Origin of the sequence: Nostoc sp. DedSLP03, assembly GCF_034530815.1 — a bacterium.
Classification (GTDB): domain Bacteria; phylum Cyanobacteriota; class Cyanobacteriia; order Cyanobacteriales; family Nostocaceae; genus Nostoc.
Genome location: NZ_JAVRCK010000007.1, coordinates 72,631 through 93,671, shown reverse-complemented (window position 1 = coordinate 93,671; position 21,041 = coordinate 72,631). Strand labels below are relative to the sequence as shown.

General features: G+C 39.6%; 18 protein-coding genes and 1 pseudogene. 3 read left to right on the top strand and 16 right to left on the bottom strand.

All coding sequences use genetic code 11. The features are described from left to right. Window positions 1–22 precede the first annotated feature (22 nt). Together RM368_RS05345 and hemL are read right to left on the bottom strand one after the other, a co-directional pair. Window positions 23–943 carry a polysaccharide deacetylase family protein gene (locus RM368_RS05345; RefSeq protein ID WP_322693092.1) on the bottom strand — a complete coding sequence of 307 codons (921 nt, stop codon included), beginning with the start codon at window positions 941–943 and terminating at the stop codon, window positions 23–25. A gap of 815 nt (window positions 944–1,758) precedes the next feature. Beyond that, window positions 1,759–3,057 (bottom strand): glutamate-1-semialdehyde 2,1-aminomutase, encoded by a 1,299-nt coding sequence (gene hemL / locus RM368_RS05340; RefSeq protein ID WP_322693091.1) that lies wholly within the window; start codon window positions 3,055–3,057, stop codon window positions 1,759–1,761. Window positions 3,058–3,286: 229 nt separating this feature from the next. Here hemL and hisIE point away from each other — a divergent pair, with 229 nt between their 5' ends. Next, the gene (gene hisIE, locus RM368_RS05335; RefSeq protein ID WP_322693090.1) at window positions 3,287–3,937 is read left to right on the top strand and encodes a bifunctional phosphoribosyl-AMP cyclohydrolase/phosphoribosyl-ATP diphosphatase HisIE; all 651 of its coding nucleotides are present in this window, start codon (window positions 3,287–3,289) and stop codon (window positions 3,935–3,937) included. 36 nt (window positions 3,938–3,973) lie between these two features. Here the strand turns inward: hisIE and RM368_RS05330 are convergent, their stop codons facing one another. Next, window positions 3,974–5,233 carry an MFS transporter gene (locus tag RM368_RS05330; RefSeq protein WP_322693089.1) on the bottom strand — a complete coding sequence of 420 codons (1,260 nt, stop codon included), beginning with the start codon at window positions 5,231–5,233 and terminating at the stop codon, window positions 3,974–3,976. A 486-nt stretch (window positions 5,234–5,719) separates the two neighbouring features. On the opposite strand from RM368_RS05330, the pseudogene RM368_RS05325 reads away from it, so the two are divergent. Further along, window positions 5,720–5,911, top strand: a pseudogene (locus RM368_RS05325) (DUF2811 domain-containing protein); the annotation flags it as partial. Between the two features lie 651 nt (window positions 5,912–6,562). On the opposite strand, the gene RM368_RS05320 reads toward RM368_RS05325, so the two are convergent. Beyond that, window positions 6,563–7,288, bottom strand: coding sequence for a response regulator transcription factor (locus RM368_RS05320; protein ID WP_322693088.1), 726 nt, complete (start codon window positions 7,286–7,288; stop codon window positions 6,563–6,565). Between the two features lie 643 nt (window positions 7,289–7,931). On the opposite strand from RM368_RS05320, the gene RM368_RS05315 reads away from it, so the two are divergent. Beyond that, window positions 7,932–8,558, top strand: a complete 627-nt coding sequence (locus RM368_RS05315) for a CPP1-like family protein (protein WP_322693087.1) — start codon at window positions 7,932–7,934, stop codon at window positions 8,556–8,558. A gap of 153 nt (window positions 8,559–8,711) precedes the next feature. On the opposite strand, the gene RM368_RS05310 is transcribed toward RM368_RS05315, so the two are convergent. From RM368_RS05310 to RM368_RS05255, 12 genes are all read right to left on the bottom strand, one after another. Continuing rightward, on the bottom strand, window positions 8,712–9,404 hold the full coding sequence (locus tag RM368_RS05310; protein WP_322693086.1) for an HAD family hydrolase: 693 nt from the start codon (window positions 9,402–9,404) through the stop codon (window positions 8,712–8,714). A gap of 119 nt (window positions 9,405–9,523) precedes the next feature. Further along, window positions 9,524–10,630 carry a 4-hydroxyphenylpyruvate dioxygenase gene (gene hppD, locus RM368_RS05305; protein WP_322693085.1) on the bottom strand — a complete coding sequence of 369 codons (1,107 nt, stop codon included), beginning with the start codon at window positions 10,628–10,630 and terminating at the stop codon, window positions 9,524–9,526. 106 nt (window positions 10,631–10,736) lie between these two features. Beyond that, a complete protein-coding gene (locus tag RM368_RS05300) occupies window positions 10,737–11,441 on the bottom strand; it encodes an SDR family oxidoreductase (RefSeq protein ID WP_322693084.1) in 705 nt (234 codons plus the stop codon). Window positions 11,442–11,522: 81 nt separating this feature from the next. After that, on the bottom strand, window positions 11,523–12,800 hold the full coding sequence (locus tag RM368_RS05295; protein ID WP_416212213.1) for a transposase-like zinc-binding domain-containing protein: 1,278 nt from the start codon (window positions 12,798–12,800) through the stop codon (window positions 11,523–11,525). 186 nt (window positions 12,801–12,986) lie between these two features. Continuing rightward, window positions 12,987–13,766 carry a phosphate ABC transporter ATP-binding protein PstB gene (pstB, locus tag RM368_RS05290; protein ID WP_322693082.1) on the bottom strand — a complete coding sequence of 260 codons (780 nt, stop codon included), beginning with the start codon at window positions 13,764–13,766 and terminating at the stop codon, window positions 12,987–12,989. A 430-nt stretch (window positions 13,767–14,196) separates the two neighbouring features. Continuing rightward, complete coding sequence (gene pstB, locus RM368_RS05285; protein WP_322693081.1) at window positions 14,197–14,976, bottom strand: phosphate ABC transporter ATP-binding protein PstB; 780 nt, start codon at window positions 14,974–14,976, stop codon at window positions 14,197–14,199. 70 nt (window positions 14,977–15,046) lie between these two features. Continuing rightward, entirely contained in the window at window positions 15,047–15,928 is an 882-nt protein-coding gene (pstA, locus tag RM368_RS05280; protein ID WP_322693080.1) for a phosphate ABC transporter permease PstA, read from the bottom strand. Between the two features lie 73 nt (window positions 15,929–16,001). Next, on the bottom strand, window positions 16,002–16,979 hold the full coding sequence (gene pstC / locus RM368_RS05275) for a phosphate ABC transporter permease subunit PstC (RefSeq protein WP_322693079.1): 978 nt from the start codon (window positions 16,977–16,979) through the stop codon (window positions 16,002–16,004). A gap of 230 nt (window positions 16,980–17,209) precedes the next feature. After that, window positions 17,210–18,253, bottom strand: coding sequence for a phosphate ABC transporter substrate-binding protein PstS (gene pstS, locus RM368_RS05270; protein ID WP_322693078.1), 1,044 nt, complete (start codon window positions 18,251–18,253; stop codon window positions 17,210–17,212). A gap of 281 nt (window positions 18,254–18,534) precedes the next feature. Next, window positions 18,535–19,353 carry a DUF6745 domain-containing protein gene (locus tag RM368_RS05265; RefSeq protein WP_322693077.1) on the bottom strand — a complete coding sequence of 273 codons (819 nt, stop codon included), beginning with the start codon at window positions 19,351–19,353 and terminating at the stop codon, window positions 18,535–18,537. Between the two features lie 48 nt (window positions 19,354–19,401). Further along, window positions 19,402–19,971 (bottom strand): Uma2 family endonuclease, encoded by a 570-nt coding sequence (locus RM368_RS05260; protein WP_322693076.1) that lies wholly within the window; start codon window positions 19,969–19,971, stop codon window positions 19,402–19,404. A gap of 82 nt (window positions 19,972–20,053) precedes the next feature. After that, window positions 20,054–21,028, bottom strand: coding sequence for a stage II sporulation protein M (locus tag RM368_RS05255; protein ID WP_322693075.1), 975 nt, complete (start codon window positions 21,026–21,028; stop codon window positions 20,054–20,056). Window positions 21,029–21,041 lie beyond the last annotated feature (13 nt).

Below are 21,041 nucleotides of genomic sequence, written 5' to 3'. Positions count from 1 at the left end.
ACGTTAAAATTCCGTTCAGATGTTAGTTTTGGACGGTTTTTTTGTTTGCTGTCAGCTTTTGATCTTTATCTTGCATTTCTAAAAGTTCAGGAATAGTAACAAATTTATAGCCCTGTTTCCGAAAGTTGGCAATAATTTCTGGTAAAGCTTGCACAGTTTTAGAGCGATTACCACCACCATCATGCATTAGCACAATTCCACCTGGCTTGGCCCTCCTAAACACATTATTAATTAATTTTGGTACAGCAGGACGTGAGTAGTCTACAGAATCAGATGACCAGCGAATGATGGCATATTTGCTATTTCTAGCGTAACTAGCCACCCCATTGTGCATGATTCCCCCTGGTGGTCGAAATAAATTTGTTTTAATACCTGTCACTTGATAAATCAAGTCTGCTGTGTGGTCAATTTCATAGGCAGCTGCTTGTGGATTTAAGAATTGATACCAATGATGCCAAGTGTGATTACCAATTACGTGACCTTCAGCAATTTCCCGCTTTACTAAGCCTGGATAATTCTTCACGTTTTGCCCAATGAGAAAAAATGTGCCTTTTATCTGATTTTTTTTGAGAATATCTAGTACTTCCCCGGTACTTTCAGGCCATGGCCCATCATCAAAGGTGAGCGCAATTACTTTCTGGTCGGGAGTCAATTTTGCCGCATCAACTATTGCCCCTTGAAAACGCTGTGGCACAGTATATGAAAAACCTTTTGTTTGTACTTGCTGCTGCCAACTTCTAAGCATCGTCGCTTTGAGTTCTTCAATCTGCTGCTGAATTCCAACTTTGCTTGGTTGATTGTTTACATTTATATTCTCTGTACTTTGAGCATTAGAAGAGCTTGACTTAATAAGCATCATCGTGCTGACACTCACACTCCCACTCAATACAAGCAACGTAACTAATATTTTTTGCAGACCAAAAAATGACTTATTGTCGTCCACTTCATAGCTCCTTCAAGGTCGAACCATTTTTTTTCACAATACTTATGGCAGCTTTTTCTACTCTGTAAGCCTTGCCATACAAGCTACAGTTATGACTGGTCTATTTTTTAAAGTTAGGTTCAACCCTGACTCTGAAAAAATACCTTATACCATTTTGGATTTTAGATTTTGGATTGTGAAACATTCATTGGATAAGTGTTTCAGTTTCCCATCTGTCGTAATCATTTTTCAAATTGGTATTACCCGATGAATAATTTAATATCTATAAGCAAAACCCTCACCATAAAGGTGAGAACCTGCTTACGCATTAATTTTTGTAATCTATGGGGTATGAGGGAATTTCGAGAACTGTAAAAGGCAAGTAAAATAATTTGTAATTAAGTTAAGTTTTGCAACGGAGATTTAGACAAGAGCCATAAAACTTGACATTTCTTAGTTGCGAGGGACTTAACCCCCTAATAATTTATTAATCCTGCCTCATTAACTATGAATCTTAATGTAGGCCAAATATTGCATATTCCATTGACGAAGCCATTGCGAAATGATGACGAAGATGTGACCTTTCTTGAGTAATGACGGTAGAGAGCAAATCTGTTAAAAAATTTCTTCGCTCCTCAGCAGTGTCAGAGGATTGAACACCATTCACTGCTGAAAATTCTGCAAATAATGTTTTAAAGTGAGTCCGAAAACTCCGCACGCTTGTTTGTGTCTCAAAAAAGGGACTTCCTATAAATCATCCATTTTGTGGGGCTTTTCGGCCCACCCCACAAGAGTTAACAGGATACTTTTATTTGGAAATCCCTTATCTTAAAAGGTTACAGACTAGACATTACATCCCGTGCAACTGCTAAAGTCTGCTCAATGTCTTCTTCGGTGTGAGCAAAAGATGTAAACCCAGCTTCAAATTGAGAGGGTGCTAAGTAAACACCACGCTCTAACATTCCACGATGGAAACGTCCAAATTTGGCTGTATCAGACTTTTTCGCATCTTCGTAGTTATGAACTGGACCAGGGGTAAAGAATAAGCCGAACATAGCGCTGATTTGACCGCCGCAAGCAGCATGACCAGTTTCTTTGGCAATTTGCAGCAAACCATCTGCTAGTTTTTTAGTAATTCGCTCAAGAGACTCATAAGTACCTGGCTTTTGCAGCAATTCTAAAGTCTTAATCCCAGCAGTCATCGCCAAGGGATTACCGGAAAGAGTCCCAGCTTGATATACGGGGCCGGCGGGCGCAACCATTGACATAATATCCCGGCGACCACCATAAGCCCCTACTGGCAAACCACCACCAATCACCTTACCCAAAGTTGTTAAATCAGGAGTGACACCAAATTTTTCTTGAGCGCCACCGTAAGCTATGCGGAAGCCTGTCATCACTTCGTCAAATACCAACAACGCTCCATATTCGTGAGTTAGTTCCCGTAACCCTTCTAGAAAGCCAGCATCAGGTGCGATAAATCCAGCATTGCCGACGACTGGCTCAAGAATGACACCGGCAACCTCGTCGCGGTTTTCTTCAAATAAAGCTTTGACTGCTTCTAGGTCATTGAAAGGTGCAGTTAGAGTAGTGCTAGTTGCTGCTTTAGGTACTCCTGGTGAATCTGGCAAGCCAAGTGTGGCAACACCAGAACCTGCTTTCACTAGAAACGTATCGGCGTGTCCGTGGTAGCAACCTTCAAATTTGATGATTTTGTCTCGGTTGGTGAAAGCCCGCATCAGCCGCAAAACTCCCATACAGGCTTCAGTTCCAGAGTTGACAAATCTGACCATTTCGATGCTAGGAACGGCATCAATGACCATTTCTGCCAAAACATTTTCTAGGACTGAGGGAGCGCCGAAACTGGTGCCTTTTTCTAAAGCTTCATGCAATGCTGCAATGACTTCTGGATGAGCATGACCACAAATAGCTGGGCCCCAAGTGCCTACATAGTCTATGTATTTATTGCCATCTACATCCCAAATATACGCGCCTTTGACACGATCAAAAACGATGGGTTGTCCGCCCACAGATTTAAAAGCACGAACTGGAGAACTGACTCCTCCGGGCATAAGATTTTGAGCGGCGGCGAAGACTTCTTGTGATTTTGTTGTTTTAATTGTGGTATTTACCAAAGTTCTCTCCTAACAGTGGGCAATAAAACGCTCTATCTTAGGATAAAGTCAAACACTGCTTAGAATTTCTATCCTATAAAATTAGCGGAACCAAAAAAATAACATTATGTTATGCAAGTCGAGTGAAGACTTGACTTGAGATATTTAATTCAAAAAAACATATCGGCTGTCCTATTTTGAATGGTATCGTGAATCCATAAATTATTCTCATGAGAGCAAACTAGCTGGTATGTCTTCTTACGATTCGCGATCGCTGCATTACACTATCCCGGTTGAGAAAATTCGCTACGATGAACGGGGTCTAGTGCCTGCAATTGTCCAAGACTATCTAGATGGTACTGTCCTGATGATGGCGTGGATGAATCAGGAGTCGTTACAAAAGACTTTAGAAACTGAAGAAACTTGGTTTTGGAGCCGTTCTCGGCAAGAATTGTGGCACAAGGGGGCGACTTCTGGACATCTTCAAAAAGTGCAGAGTATCCGTTATGACTGTGATAGTGATGCGCTGCTCATCGGGGTAGAACAATTAGGAGATGTTGCCTGTCATACTGGAGAGCGCAGTTGTTTTCATCAAATAGAAGGAAAAATTGCCTCCCCTCCAGGTGATACATTGTCACAATTGTTTCAAATAATATGCGATCGCCGCGACAATCCTACTGAAAGTTCTTACACTTGTAAACTATTTGCAGGTGGCGATAATAAAATTTTAAAAAAGATTGGTGAGGAAACCGCTGAGGTGGTAATGGCTTTTAAGGATGATGAAGCAGATGCGATCGCAGGTGAAGTGGCTGATTTGCTATATCATACTTTGGTTGCCTTAGCTCACCATCAAGTTGATTTAAAATCGGTGTATCGCAAGCTGCAAGAACGTCGTCAATAGGTAAAAAAACAGGTCATCTTACCGTGGGGAGTTATGTTACTCAGCCAAAATTCGATTGAGATACTGTAAAATTGCCGCAGCGATCGCTACACTGAAGATGAAACCTAGCCAGTAAGTATTAGTAATAATTTGTGGTTGGTCTAATGCCCATCCGCCCAAGGGATGACCAATAAAAGAGCCAATAGCCCAGCACAAAGCGTTGATAGAAAAATACACGCCGCGTTGATTTTCCGGGGCTAACTCAGTCACTAAAGAAGCAGCAGATGGGGTATAGGAAACAATCGCCACAGCAAATACTCCCAATGCTAATGTTACCCAAAGCAGATGATGAGATGAGACTGTACCGCTTACCCAAATCAGTCCAAAACCAATTGCCCAGAAAATGCCAGAAACAGTGAGTGCGAGTGTATGAGAACAGCGTTTTAAGATGGTGGTGACAGGCAACTGACAAATAATAGCGAACAACAGATGCCAAGCAAATAATCCGCTAATCGTAGTTTGAGCAAATCCTTCGGTAGTACTTTCGACAAAAACAAAATTTTTGAAGTAAAGCGGTAGGGTGCTGTGGATTTGAGAAATATAGATTGTAAAAAATATATTAACTGCGATGTAGACTAAAAAACGCCCATCTCTTAATACTGCCATCCAAGCAGCAAAAAGTTCTGTCTTTTCAGGTTCCTCTATCTGCTGTTGTTCAGTTTCACTAATCCCTACATAGACAACTCCAAAAAATAGCATAAAAGAGATGGCATCAATCACAAATAGCCAGCGATAACTCCCAATGATCGCAATCAAAAACCCAGCCAGCACAATTCCAATTGCTAACCCCAGATTATCAGCTAGTCTGGCGATCGCAAAAGTTTCCCGCCGATTGTCAATTTGGCTAGCGTCAGCAACCACAGCTTCAGCCGCCGGCCAATAGAAACCTATCCCTAAACCGCTAATCAAGCTACCGATTACCAAAGAAGTGAAATTATTGGTTGCAGCTAAAACTAGAGAAGCAATTGCTGAAATCGCCGTCGCTAGCAACAAAGTGCGGCGGCGTCCCCAATATTCAGAATCAGCCAAAGAACCACCCGCAATCCGCCCTACGATGCCGGAAATCGAGGCGCTACCCAAGGCTACCCCAACACTGGTTGCAGATAAACCAAGTTGATTGACAAAAAAGATGGGGGCGTAAAACAGGGTAAAGCCGGTACCAACTTCCGAGAGAAATCTCCCAATTGCGAAAATCCAGACCTGGGGATGTATCGAAGGCAACCACGATGATAACTGAGATTGAGAAGCTAATTTCATGAGTTTAAATGTCATAATTTGATGACATTTTTGTAATTCTTATCATTGGTTACTATTTTCCTCACTGATTCCACAGGGTTTCCACAGGGATTTTAGCAGTTTTCCACAGGTGCTATACGAGCTAATAGGCTTCTTACTGTCTTACTGGGGATTGTTGATTACAAGTAGCAAAGAAGTTTAAGGACTGAGTTTTTATGAAGTAAGGTAACAAAAAATCGCCTTAAATGCCTATTCTGTCGTTCGCATTTATTTTTTATACCATCGTTTTTAACATTTCGCAGCATTGACAAACCCACCCCCTCTTGGCGCACAATGATGCGGCTTGCTTTTATAATCCGTTCAATCGGCTAGCATCAAATGTGTAAAATATATTACTACTAGATGTAAGTGCAGATTGTCGGGATAGCGAAAGAGCGTGTAAAGCCCTAAACTGCTTTACCGCAAGCAACTTGTCCCTCTTGATTATCCTCATAGGAGGAAAATCTCATGAAATCAACGGTTAGCATCTTTACAGAAATTCCTGAAACACTCCACGAATCCTTAAAAAACTACTTAGAAACCCATCCCGATTGGGATGAAAACAGAGTACTGACGGCGGCACTATCATTGTTTTTACTCCAAAATGGAGATAGCGATCGCCGTGCTGCTCGAGTCTATCTGGAAACTTTGTTCCATCACTCCACAGTAGAAATGCCCTGTACCGATTCACCAGCAACAGCTAATTTACTAGACACCCCATAGCTACTGGTATAAAGGGCGTTATTCCCCTATTTATTAATGGGGTACGGCATACCGTACCCCATTAACGGGATTTTCAGCTGATAGCGATCGGCAATATTACAATAAAAAAGATCGGTAGATTCCGATCCATAAAAAAGTTCTAATAGTTTCTTTTATTGCCAAAAGTAGTTGGTAATATAGCGGGATTTACCTTTGTTCTCAGTCTCTAACTGGAAATATCTATTTTCAGGCTGCCGCTTCTCTGACTTACAGCAGCATTTCCAGACAGAGGCTAGAAACGGGCTTTTAAGAGGACTTGAGCTTCATTTGACTACCAATGCACAGCTATGTACCCGATGAACTCCAATCTCAGCACCGTTATACCTACCAAAACGGTTACATACCAAGAAATATTTTCCAGTAGACTCTCTCCCCTGTCTACTATCTGAAATAGATAGATAAATATCTCAAATAACTGTTTGGCGTGTATTTGAGGAATATCTACTTATTTTGATTGTCTAAATTTGTCTTTTACTAAAACTAAAAAAATTCACTAATGGCTCCCCCAAGAGTTAACAGTCAAGAGTTAAAAAACTCTAGACTATAAACTCAGGACTTGGCTTCCAACTGCTGGGGGTGAGCAGCAGATTCAAACTTATAGCCTACGCCACGTACAGTTTGAATTAATGCTGGCTGACTAGCATCAATTTCAATCTTCTTGCGAATTTGGCCGATATGAACATCTACAACCCGCTGGTCGCCGACATATTCATAATCCCACACCTCTTGGATTAGTTCTGCCCGCCGCCAAACTCGGCCTGGATGACTAGCTAAAAAATGCAACAAGTCAAATTCCAGAGCAGTTAAAGGTACTGGTTGGTTATTAAGTGCTACCTCCCGTCGCACTGGATCGATCATAAGTTTTTCAAATACCAAGCGTTTCTGCTCGGCCGTAGTTATCACTCGCTGACGCCTTAAAATAGCTCCGACTCTGACTTCTAGCTCTCCTAGTCCAAAAGGCTTGGTGAGATAGTCGTCAGCACCTTTAGCAAAGCCACGAATTTTATCAGCTTCGTCAGCACGGCTAGTCAACATCAAAACAAAAACACCATTACGACTTTGCATCTCTTGGCAGAGGTTAAACCCTGTGACATCTGGTAAATTCACATCTAGAATCACCAAATCAGGGTTAAATTGCTCAAATAGATTTAAGGCTGTTTTTCCGTCTTCGGCAGCCTCCACCTGATAGTTCTGTTTAATCAAAAAGCGTTGGATTAAATTCCGAACCGCAGGGTCGTCGTCAACTACAAGAATTTTGGCAGGAGCCGTGACCATTACTTTGCACAAAAATTCGTAAGATTAACAAGAGAGTTGCGTAAAAACGCAGTTGCCACTTTAGGACTAACTAAGAATCTACATGGCAACGGTATAACAATCCCGATTATTTTAAAATAAATACTCTAATCAGGATTGTAGGCAATGAGAAGGCGAAACTTCTGTTAGCCAACAGTATATAAGCGCTCTGACTTGAACTGCAACCTTTCTTGATAGCAAGACACCTTCTCGATCCCAGTTAGCTGGTAACTTAAAACGTTTCAATTTTAAATCGATATGTGGATATATACCACAAGCGATTATTCAGTATAATTAAAAAGACTCTTTTAGGGCACAGTAAGTTGCCAAATTTGAAACATTAAAGTTGATTTTTTCATAAAAACCATGACTTTTAGGTACTCTCCTGTTCAAATTCTAGATTAGAGCCAGAATTAGACAACGACATGAGGGTATACACGGAGTTATAGCGATATGTTAAAGTGACTATAGTTGAAATTACAAAGTCGATCAAACTAACCCGTGCTACTATCCTGGTAGGGCATATAAATAGGTCGAGATTTTAGTTTCGATCGAAATAAAACCTAAAATTGTTTTTTATTCGATAAAAGACTGCCGCTGATTGAGGCTGAAGTAACAAACTCCCATGAGCGATCAAAATCCCTACGAAAAACTTGGGGTATCAGAAGAGGCTAGCTTCGATGAAATTCAGGATGCTCGTAATCGCCTATTCGAGCAACATAATGGCGATGCCAAGCATTTGGAAGTGATTGAGGCAGCTTACGATGCGATTTTAATGGATCGCTTACGGATGCGCCAGGAAGGTAAAATCAAAGTCCCTGAGCGGATACGGTTTCCAGAGTTGCGAGTGCAATTGCCTCCTAAAGAAAGTCCAACCCCTCGCGAACAGTCACCCGCATGGCTGCAACGGATGCTGGATCAGCCAACGCCTGCGGATATACTCTTACCAGGAGCTTGGTTTCTCGGTTTGAGTTCTATTAGCCTGTTCTATCCAGAGGGAGGCGATCGGGTTTTGCAGTTAGCATTGGTGGTTGGTGTGGGCACTAGTATTTACTTTCTTAACCGCAAGGAAGGCAAATTTGGCCGAGCAGTTTTGTTCACCCTAATCAGTTTAATAATTGGCCTAATCGTTGGGGGACTAATTGCTAGCTGGCTCTTACCACAAATATCATTTATCAGTCTGGAAACGAATCAGTTCTCTACTGTAGTGACGTTTATATTGTTGTGGTTAGTTAGTAGTTTTCTACGTTAAACCACTGCCCTAAGCAGGTTTCTATAAAGAAGACATGGTTTATGTGTGTTCTTCTAAAATAAAAAGTCAGGAGTCAGAATACCTATTCTGACTCCTATTTTAATCTACAACCCGAATGCTGATTAATTGAATCTGTGGCAGGTACAGAGCCTTTTAGACAAGGTATTTAGCTTTTAGAACTAAATCTACAGCAGCGCTAAAATCCTGAACAATTAAGTCGGGGTGGTAAAGTTCTAATTGGGTGCGATCGCGAATCCCGGATTCTACAGCCATTACCTTGATACCATAATTTTTTGCAGCGGTAATGTCAGCTTCCGTATCGCCTACCATCCAAGTATCAGCAGCCGGAGGCAGTTCTTTTAATGCCCTAGCCATCAACAAGGGCTTATCTTCAATATCGCGAGTTTTAACGTAGTCGTTAGTCAAGCAAAAACAACGATTTTCTGGGAAAAATCTCCCTAAATCGTGTTTTTGGAAGGCATAATCTAGTTCCCGAAATCGGCGCATTGTCATCACTGCTAAATCAATTCCAGCTTGTTGAATTTTTAACAGTGCATCCACAGCACCAGGCGCGAGGGTGTCATAGTGAAAGTAAGGTTCTGTATGTACAGTTTGTCGCCGCAGCTTGGCAAATTCTTTAGCTTGGGCTTCGTCTAACCCAGAATTTAGCGCAATTTGTTTTTCGGGAACACGCGATCGCTTTAACTGCCAAAATTCCGCTTTCGGAAGTTCTTGCACTACTTGATCTGGGCGACGGGTTTTATCTAAGCAGAATTGATAAACACGGTAGTACCGTTCAGAAACATCAATAATTGGGCCGTCGAAGTCAGTAATAAGTCTTAGCATCGGCGGTAAAAGTTAATTTTTATTAAGTTTATCTCAGATGTATGGCTATTTTTTGAGGGTATTAAGTCTAGCTAAAGGTTTTTTTTGTAAACTTTTTTAAGAAAGTATCGATAATGACCTCATTGCAGCGTACCGCGTTTGATTTGTTCGCTTTCAATGGCTTCAAATAAAGCGCGAAAGTTACCTTCGCCAAAACCTTGAGCTTGGTAACGACGTTCAATAAACTCAAAGAAAAATGTCGGCTGTTCAAAAATGGGCTGGGTAAAAATTTGCAGTAATAAAGGCGCGGTATTTCCTCCCTCTAAAGGAGTATATTCTTGCCAGTCCACGAGAATTTCTTGTTGAGCGATCGCTTCTAGTTCTAGAGGTGATAGCGTGATTCCTGGTCGCTGTTTTAGCTGCGAGTAATAGGTTTGAGGAACCGAGAGTAAGGATAAACCACTGGCACGAAATTTAGCGATCGCATTCACAAGATTAGTCGTCCGCAAGGCAATATGTTGAATTCCTGGTCCCCGATTGACATCTAGAAATTCCTGAATTTGAGAATTATTAGAAGCCGGTTCATTAATTGGCAATTGGACGCTACCGTTGCGCGAAACCATCACCTGGCTGTGTAAAGCAGAGCGATCGGTTTTAATTTTAAATGCCTGCTGGGGTTGAAAATCTAGAATTTTTTCGTACCAAGCGACGGCACGATCTAATTCACCAACAGCCACGTTTAGCACTATGTGATCTATAGCAGTAATAGTGTTGTCATTTGTCATTTGTCCTACCCTACGGGAAGCCGCTGGCGCGTCTATGTCATTAGTCATTTGTCCTTTGTCGAAAACTAATGACCTTTCTATTAACGTATGAGTCAGTCCACCCCAAGCGGCAATTTTGCCACATTTGATCGACGCCGTACCTATCTGGCGTTCCTGGATGGGTTGTAGGATTGTCGCACCGTGTTTTTGAGCTAGGGCGATCGCGCCTTCGACATCTTCGATAGCAAAAGCGACATCTGCCACACCAGGTGGATATTGACGCAGAAATTCCGCTACTGGACTTGTAGGCAACAGGGGTGAAGATAGAAAAAAGCAGACATCACCACTTTTCACTACTTCTGTACAAGTGTGAAATGAACTGATGCGATCGTTGGTTACTGCTTGAAAACCAAGATGGCGTACAAACCAATCTCGCCAAACTTTAGCGTCTTCTACATAGAAATGAACGCGATCAATTTTCATAGATATTGAAAATCCAGCATAACAGTTTATATATCTGTAAATTTTGCCTTTTCTACTAGATTTTCACGTCTTTCCTAAGCAAGAATTATGTAAGCGTACTCCCGCTCTAAAAGAACAAATGACTATCAGGTTGAATGTTAATTTCCATTGGCACAGCCTGCGGTTCGGCAGAAAGAGCAAAGAAAATTGCATTGGCAGCAGTTTCAGGACTAAGCATTTTTTTTCGGTCTACTTTTAGGTTGACGTTATCCCAAAAAGGAGAATCTACCCCACCAAAGTAGAATAGCGTGAACTTGATACCAAAACGCTTGAGTTCCTCTGCCATGCACTTGCTAAAACCGACAACACCAAACTTAGAAGCCGAATAAGCCGCTGCCATCCCCATCGAATGCTTGCCCAGAATTCCTACAATATTACAGATGTGACCAGACTTGTGCTTTTGCATCTCTTCAGCAGCCGCCTGAGTGGTGTAAAAGCTACCTTTTAAGTTGACATCTAACATTTTGTCTAAATCAGCGGGTTCTAGGCTGTTGTAGGGTTTGAGTATACCAGCGCCAGCTGCATTCACTAAAATATCAATTTGACCAAACTCAGCGATCGTCTTTTCTATCAAAGTATCTACCTGTTTGGGGTCAGTAATATCGGTGGGAACAGTCAAAACTTGTCCTGGTAAATCAGCAGTCAATGTGGTTAAACGAACTGTATCTCTCGCAGCCAGTACCAACCGGACTCCGGTAGGCGCAAGTTTTTGTGTTAAAGCTGAACCAATACCACCAGTAGCACCAACGATAACAACAACTTTATCCTGCATTGTATTATTTACATTTCTTTACATCCTTTTACATAATACAGAATTACAGGCTCAGGTTGTACGTAAACATTCAGAAAGTATCTATTCAAAGAGTAGCGGCATTACCTCATATTCCTTGCCACTAGCCTTTAATGTAAATGTAGGAGATGATTCTAAATATTTGGTAAAATTGGAACCTAACTTTAATTTTTTAATAATTGAATTAGGAGATTCTCCAGTTATTTTCTGTAATTCTGTACCTAATTTAGACACAGACAATTTAGTTTGAGGAGACTTGGTTTGTATATCTTGAATAATTTTTAATAGTAATTTATCTAATGTTTTTTCATTAGGGATTTTTGCAGAATCTTCTTCTGGAATTGATTGTACAAATGAATTATCTATAATAGGGGTAATTTCTTCAATTTCTGGTCGCTTAGAATTAGATTTATTATTGATATTGGAGCTTTCTTGAAATAAACTTGCAATAGTTGTTAGCTTGTGTAATCGAGTATTGATTGATTCTTGTTCATTTTTAATTAAATCTTGAATTTGCTCAACCACTTTTTCCAAGGATGGAACTTTTGTTGCCATTGCTAAAGAATAATGAGTTAATTTGCCAGTATTCCGGTTTTCTATATGCAAAGTTTGCCCTTGTCTACGTACCCAATAGACAATTAATCCTTGGTTTTGGAGTTCATTGCAAAGGTGAATTAAAATTCCATCGCTAGAACAGACTAATATTTCTTTAACTGTTGGATAAGAGCGTACAATACAAGCCCCGAAAGCGATCATTTTTGCATCAGCACTATCCTTACCCTCTGGCACATGGACAAGTTGATAGCCACGGTTATATAGTTCAATATCTTGCTTTCCAATACTTGGATTTTTCCAGTTAGCAAATGCCATTTTAAATTGAAGAGGATATTTGCAGACACTAGCTAAAAATAATTCTGAATTAATATCTAATTTTAAGTTCTCTGCATCCAAAAGTAGAAGTGATATTCCTGTTTCTAATTGAGGTTTTATTTCAGTTATTTGTTGAATCTTTTGAATAAATTGGCTCAAAGCAGCAGATTCTAAGCAATCAGGCGATAATATCGTTTGCAGCAGTTGTTCAGCTAATGTCAAACTAAAAGAGCTAAGACTTTTCTCTGTGATTTTTTCTTCGGGCAGGTTTTTTAATAAAGAAAGTTCCGTCGTTTCAGCCGTAGATACTTTAGTATGTCCGTTGCTGTTAGCAAGCAAGTCAGTTTCTAAGGAACGAGAGAATACAGATTCTAGGAATTGTTTACCACAATTTTTGCAGAGGTAATTCTGCTTGTCATTCCGACGACCATTTTTACGATATGAAGTAGATTCGCACCGGGGACATTTCATTTTATGATTTAGGTGGTCTAGAGCAAATACTTGTCTTTAAATATATAGTATAAAAGAATACTGTCAATATGAGATTGCATTGCCTAACACCAGAAAAACTTAAAACAAGCGGAAATTCAATTTAACCCCTCATTTGTGCTTGCACTATGTATGAACTCTCTCAATAGCTAAAATAAAAAAAACACTTCAACCGACGCGAGCGAAAACATAGTCGCGGGTACGAGAGTCTACAGGGTTAGTAAAGATTTTATTGGTAGTACCAAATTCAACCATTTGAGTAATCCGATTTTCATTACTATAAAAGAAAGCCGTAAAATCAGATAGGCGAGCAACTTGCTGCATATTGTGAGTAACAATCACAATTGTCAACTCAGAACGCAAGTTATGGATCAAATTCTCGATTTTCATACTACCCATAGGGTCGAGACCTGAACAAGGTTCATCCATCAACAAAACGTTAGGTTTGACTGCTAAAGCACGGGCAATACATAATCTTTGCTGTTGACCACCAGAAAGCTCTAAAGCAGATTTGTGCAGTTTATTTTTCACTTCATCCCAAAGTTCGGCAGCTTTGATAGCAGATTCAACAATTCCATCTAATTCTACTTTCGGATGCCATCCAATTAACTTCACCCCATAAGCAACATTATCGTAAACGCTCATGGGAAAAAGATTTGGTTTGGGAAAAACCATACTAACTTGGCGACGTAAGCGATTGATGTTAACGCGACGCTCATAAATACTCTGCCCAAAAAATTCTACTTTTCCTTCAACCTTTACTTCTGCTTCTAATTCACTCATGCGATTTAACGATTTAAGAAAAGTAGACTTTCCACAACCACTAGAACCAATAATTGCCGTGACTTTGTTTTGGTAAATATCCATTGACACGCCTTCAACTATCTTTTGAGTGTCGTAAGAAAAGCTGAAGTTTTTGACTCTGATGGCTGGAATTAGTTTACTCATATTCCTAAAACGTGTGAAACAAAACCTGACTAGGTAAAGTAGTACAAATTAGCGCCGCTGTTTCACTATGTTACCCCCAAAAGGAGATATTCATGGAAATTACGTAACCATGCGGTAGCTATACAGCAAATAAACTGTTAGTCGATACTTATATTAAAGTTATGCTCCAAAATTTATCTTTTACAGGCTTTTTATACCACCTTTCACACCTCAACTATATACCATCCTTTCCGATCAAAAGGATTAGATATGATTCGATTTAAAATTAGCTATGTAGAAATCAAATCTGAATATCATATACTTTTCATGGGTAGTGAGGAGTTTATTTATTTATAAAGATAAATTAGTAACTTTTTTAAATTACACATTATGAGTATTCTCTAGTGCAAGATAGCTCGACAAAAATCAATAAGTCACGCTAGAACGTACCTTAACCGAAACGCCCGGAAATGTAGTCGCGGGTGCGGGGGTCTATTGGGTTGTTAAAGATTTGCTCTGTAGCGCCAAATTCAACCATTTGACCAATCCGACTTTCATCGGTGCTAAAGAAAGCCGTAAAATCAGAAACGCGAGCGGCTTGCTGCATATTATGGGTGACGATCGCAATTGTCAACTCAGACTGTAAACTGTGGAGTAGTTCTTCAACTTTCATGGTGGCGATGGGGTCAAGAGCCGAGCAAGGCTCATCCATTAGCAGAACTTTCGGCTTGACTGCTAAAGCACGAGCAATACATAATCTTTGTTGCTGACCACCAGAAAGCCCTAAAGCTGATTTATCGAGCTTATCTTTGACTTCATCCCAAAGAACAGCGCTGTGAAGTGCAGATTCGACAATTTCATCTAATTCTAATTTTGAATGCCTACCTGCTATTCTCATCCCGTAGGCAACATTTTCGTAAATACTGATCCCAAAAGGATTTGGTTTTTGAAACACCATACCAATTTGGCGGCGTAATCGATTGATGTTGACACGACAATCGTAAATATTTTGACCAAAAAATTCTACATCTCCTTCAACTTTGACAGGCCCTTCTAATTCGCTAATGCGATTAAGAATTTTGATGAAGGTAGATTTACCACAACCACTAGGGCCAATAATTGCGGTTACTTGGTTCTGATAAATATCTATTGACACCTTTTCAATAGCTTTTGTTGTCCCATAATAAAAGCTGATGTTTTTAACTTTGATAGCTGGAATTAGGTTACTCATACTTGCCCAAGGTGCGAAATAAAAATTTATAAAAACAGAATTCAGGAGTCAGATGAATATTATAGAATTCTCATTTTATTTTTCTCTGCCTAATAACTAAGCGAGAAAGAATACTGACACATAAAATTAAGCCGAGTAAAACTATAGAAGTAGTCCATACCAATTGACTTTTTTGTGGATCGGGGTCGTTGTAGAGGTTAAAAATTAATACTGGTAAAGAAGCTGTAGGACTTAACAATCCTTCTGACCAATCTAGACTAAATAAAGCAGTAAAAATTAAGGGTGCTGTTTCACCAGCTGCACGAGCTACAGCTAATAAAATGCCTGTAGTAATTCCGGGGATTGCAGTAGTTACAACAATGCGAAAAGTAGTTTGGAAGCGAGTTCCACCTAAAGCAGCAGAGGCGAGGCGTTGAGATGTAGGAATCAGTTTTAAGGATTCTTCTGTTGTCAGTATAATTACAGGTAGCATAATCACAGCTAAAGCAAAACCACCTGCGATCGCACTAAACCCTTTAGTTACCAAAACTATCACACCATAAGCAAACACGCCGACAACAATTGAAGGTACGCCTGTAAGAATGCTGGTGACAAAGCGAACAATACTAGCAACTGGGTTAGCTTGACCAAATTCTGCTAAGAAAATTCCTGTTATTATCCCTGTGGGAATGCTTAAAATAGCACCAATTACCACCATGATTATAGTTCCCAAGATGGCATTGCCAAAGCCATTATCAATAACTGCTTTGACAAACATTTCTGATTTGAGTCCAGATATTCCCCGGATAAAAATTTCCCACAAAATTGATAATAAAGGAATGAGTACTAGACCTGTAAGACCAAAGGCGATCGCATTCATTGCATAGGTGAATATTACTCGCTTTCTTGGCAGAGGGCTGCATAATTCTGCCGCCAAAAATTCATCTTTTTCTGATTGAATGTAACCACTCATAAATTTGACAAAGTTTGATTGATAAATGTCTTATTAACTGAGGTATTTGTAGTAATTTAAAAATGAGATAGTGTTATTTATTTTTTCTGCCAACCCACTTCACCAAGATGACAGCACCAATATTTACAGCTAAAGTCAACCCAAATAAAATTAATGCTAAAAAACTTAAAGCACCTATATGCAAACCTGGTTCAGCTTCAGCAAATTCATTAGCTAATACAGAGGGAATTGTATAAGCTGGATCGAGTAAAGAAGCGCTGATTTGAGCAGAGTTACCAATCACCATAGTAACAGCCATTGTTTCACCCAAAGCCCGTCCTAGAGCAAGCATTGCTGCACTGACTATTCCAGAAAATCCAGATGGTAGCAAGACTCGAAAAATTGTTTCCCAACGAGTGCCACCCAAAGCCATAGATGCAGAACGTAATTCTTTCGGGATAGCCATTAAGACATCACGACTAATTGCTGCCATTGTCGGCAAAATCATGATGGCAAGAATAACCCCGGCAGTCAACATATTAGTCCCAGAAGGATCTTCTGTATTAAACAGTGGTATCCATTTAAAAGTACTGGCTAACCACTTTTGGAGAGGTTCTAGAACTGGAATAAAGACAAAAATCGCCCATAAACCAATAATTACACTAGGAATTGCAGCAATTAATTCAACAACAAATGCTAGGATGATTCGCAGTGATGTAGGTAAGAAATTTTCACTCGTGACTAAGGCTACTGCTATTCCCACTGGAACAGCAAATAAAATAGCGATCGCACTACTTACCAAAGTTCCATAAATATAGGGTAATGCACCAAAAATCTGATTACCTGTATCCCAATCTTGTCCCCACAAAAACCCCATTCCAAACTGCTTAATGGCTGGTAGAGCTTCGTGTAAAATTACCCAAGTCATCAACAATAGTAGTGCAACGGTAATCACAGCAAAAAAGTATACTAGCCGTGTAAAACCTTGGTCAAACCAGAAATTTGTGCCGCTAGTAGTAGTTAGATTGAAATTTTCATCGCTGAGATTGGAATCATCTGATAAATTTGCCATTACAAATCAGTAAAATAGATTTTCCTTACTAGTAGAGCGAGTTATTAGCTCAGTCTGTCATTAGTCATTAGTCATTTGTCCTTTGTTATTTGTAATTACAAAGGACAAATGACCAAGGACGACCATAACAAAAATTCTCACAAACTCATTTAGGATTGCTATATTCAAAGCACCCTTCTTTTTTTAAGGGAATTGGGGAACTCTTGTGAGTAAGTCCTAAAGATTATAAATTAAGGCTTGACAGAGCTATTCACTGTCTGAAGCACTCGATTTGCTACATCAGATGGAATTTTGGTGTAATTAAGATCGTCGTTATACTGTTGACCGTCTTTCAATACCCAATTAATCCATTTCTTAATTGCATCAGCTTTAGCAGCATTAGCATACTGTTTGTAAACCATCATCCAAGTAAGACCAACGATAGGATAACCTTGTCCTGGATCTCCTATAAAAACGCGGTAGTTGTCTGGGAAAGTGACAGTTGATAAAGCTGCATTTGCAGATTCTAAAGAAGGAGCAACAAATTCTCCGTTCTTATTTTGTACCAATGCTGATTTCAGATTGTTTTTGACAGCGTAGCTATATTCAACATAACCAATAGAACCAGGAGTCCGAGCTACTATAGCAGCTACACCTGGATTTCCTTTGCCTTTGAGGACATTTGGCAGATTCCATTTTGGAGCAGTGTTAGTTCCAACTCTGCCTTTAAAATAACCGCTGATGGCACTCAAGTGATTCGTAAAAATGAAAGTTGTACCGCTACCATCGGCACGAACAGCAAATTTAATTGTTTGATTTGGTAGATTAACGCCTGGATTATCAGCTTTAATTTTCGCGTCATTCCATTTGGTAATTTGACCTGAATAAATTGCTGGTAATGTAGCGCGGGATAATTTGAGATTGTTAACGCCTGGAAGATTGTAAACAACAGAAACAGCACCGCCTGCTGTAGGTACTAAAATTGCACCATTCTTGACTTTAGCGATTTCATCATCTTTCATTGCAGCATCACTACCACCAAAGTCAACGGTTCCAGCGATGACTTGACGAATACCACCACCACTACCAATTGCTTGGTAGTTAATTTTTAAGTCTGGATATTTCTTCTTCACTTCACGAGCATAGCGTTCGTAAAGCGGAGCCGGGAAAGTTGCTCCTGCACCATTGAGAGTTTCAGCTTGTGCGATCGCACCAAAAAATGGACTAAGTGCAACAGAAGTTGTCACCATTGAAGTAGCAACGACACGATTCAATATGGCGGTCGAAAAAATCATATTACCTCTGATTAAAGGAATATTTAACTGCTGTAATTTCAGTCTTAAATAGGCTACATTTGGTATGGTTAAAGCTTATTTAACAATTGATGTGCAAGAAATTAAGATATATTTAAATATTCAATTAAAAATTTTTTATTATTGATTTTGATTGACTAAGTTATTTGATTAAAAATTAATAAAATTTTAAAGTTTAATTTAAATAATTAAAATTGAGTAAATCATTGCAATCTAAAAATTATCACTTCAATATTTATCGGTGAGTCCCTGGAATTGCACATCTAAACAGATTCAGGATCTTGCCCCTGATAATATCGCTCTTCTTGAGAAGGATGTTTTCCGTGGCAAGCATAAACACTATAGCCATCACCAAATTGAAGAGCAGCTTGCCCCTCCGCATGAAGCATATTTTCTTCATCAAAAGACAACTTACAAGGGCGATCGCAGACTATACAAACCTTTTCAAATTGGAATATTAAACCACAATGTTGAATGAATTCTTGAAGTACATTCCATTTTTTCTTGTCGTGTTGAAGCTTAAGAACTGAGATACAAAAATCTAACATACAACCCAAAATTGCCCATTCTGCTGGTCTATTCAGGTTATTTGTAAAGTATGAAATATCAGTAAATTCAAATTTAAGCTTGTCGAGATCGGCAATTAATTGATGTTCAAGACATCTTCCTGTATACGGAAAGTATGAAACTAGTGGATGACTCTCAGTTGAGTAGTACGGAAATTCAGGGTGTTGAATTTGGTTCCGCAATCTGATATAGAGATGCTTGTCAAGTTGTTGCGTTATTCCATGTAGAAGGTGATGTACCACTCTTTTAAGGAATTTGATGTGGATATCGCGCCCTAGATATGCCTTAAAGTTCTCAATAGTAAGAATATTCTCAATTGCGGTCATAGGATTGCTATAGAATAATATCTCAGGCTCAGGATAATCACTCACCGCATAAGCAGTTTTGATTATTGCTGCAACTTTTTCTTGCTCAATTGATTCAGTTGATATTTGTATCGATCGCCACTTATCTCTATAGATAGGAAGCATTGCCTCTTGTTCATCAGATAGTTCGGTGATGATGCGTTTTGGCATATATATTTTCAGTGTAAAAATAGTAAGTTAGGTTGAACAAAATATTTGTTATGCAGTCACCTTTAACCATCCAAAAATATCACCTACCGTCAACTGTAACCCCTGACAAAATTCTGGCACTGGTAAAACAGACTCAATTTCCTCAAAAGGTAAAGGTTGTTGTCCCGCAGGATAAGCAGCAATGAAGCGCTCATCAGGGTCAATTAACCAACCCATTTGAGTCCCGTGATTGAGAGCGTGTAAGATTTTTTTTGTAACTTTTGTATGGCTTTGTTCGGGGGAGAGAATTTCGATTATCCAGTCGGGTGCTGCGGAAAATGTATTGGCAATATCACCATTTTCGTCTACAGGAAGCCTTGCCCAAGAGAATACAGCGACATCGGGAACTATAGAACATCCTGCAAAAGTGCAACGTAATTCTGGAAAAGCCCAACCCATTTTTTGGACTTTGATAACAGAATTGATTGTGGGACAAAGTTCTCCTTGAATAGTGCTATGTTTTCCTTGAGGCATAGGTTTTGTAATGATTTTACCGTCGATGTATTCGCAATACGGTTTAGTTTCTGGTAGTGTGAGAAACTCTTCTAGAGTCAATATTTTATTTGATGTTTGTACCATGATTATCCTAACTTCAATTTATGATGATTTATTTACATAGTTAGTATTTACCTTATTCTAAAATACTTTTTAAATTTACCAATCAGCCGCCATTTAAATTATTTACTGTTTGCTTGCGGTTACAATACAGCACTAAAAGTATAAATAATCCTATCCCTGCCAGATATTTAATTGCATCAGGTACATTAGGATTAGGAGAGAAAAAGCCTTCGATCGCACCAGCAATAATCAACATTGGTACAATCCCAAATACTAGCTGCACCGCTTGATATCCATAGAATTTCAGTGCATCTCCACGGCGATATTTCCCAGGAAATAAAATTGCTCTTGCTAATAAAAATCCCGCACCCCCAGCAAAAAAGATTGCGGGTAATTCCAAAGAACCATGCGGAAATACAAAGGCCCAAAAAGGATAAGCCAGATTATTTTGACCGACTAAAGTACTAACAGCGCCAATTAATAAACCATTAAATACCATCAAATAGGCTGTGTATGCTCCACCTGTCATGCCACCAGCGACAGCCCCAAAAGACACCGACAAATTATTGATTGCGATGCCGCTGGATGCCAGAGGTTCAACACCGACAATTGAACCCATCCATAATTTATGCTCATCTCGCACTTTGGTAATCAAGCTTTCAGGTACAATCAAAGGCATAAAGCTGGGGTTTTGCCAGGAATACCACCAAGCCACTAGTGCGCCTAGTAAAAACAGTGTCGTGGCAGCAGCAATATATACAAATGTTTTCTGGACTACAGATGGTAATCCCCAACGATAAAATTCTAAGATTGCCTGCCATTCCTGCCGCCGCGAACCTTGGTAAATCTGCGTGTAAGCACGAGTTGTTAAAGATTGTAAACTTTGGATTAAAGTATTGCCGATTTGCTGAGTGCGGGCACGTGCCAAATCTGCCGCTACGGAACGATACAAACTCGCTAACTCTCTAATTTCTGCTGCTTGTAAGGACTTTAACCCTTTTTTTTCTATCTGCCTTAATAAAGCATCCAAACGCTGCCAATTCGGTTCTCGTCGCGCAATCCAACGTTGAATATTCATGAATTTTGGGAAC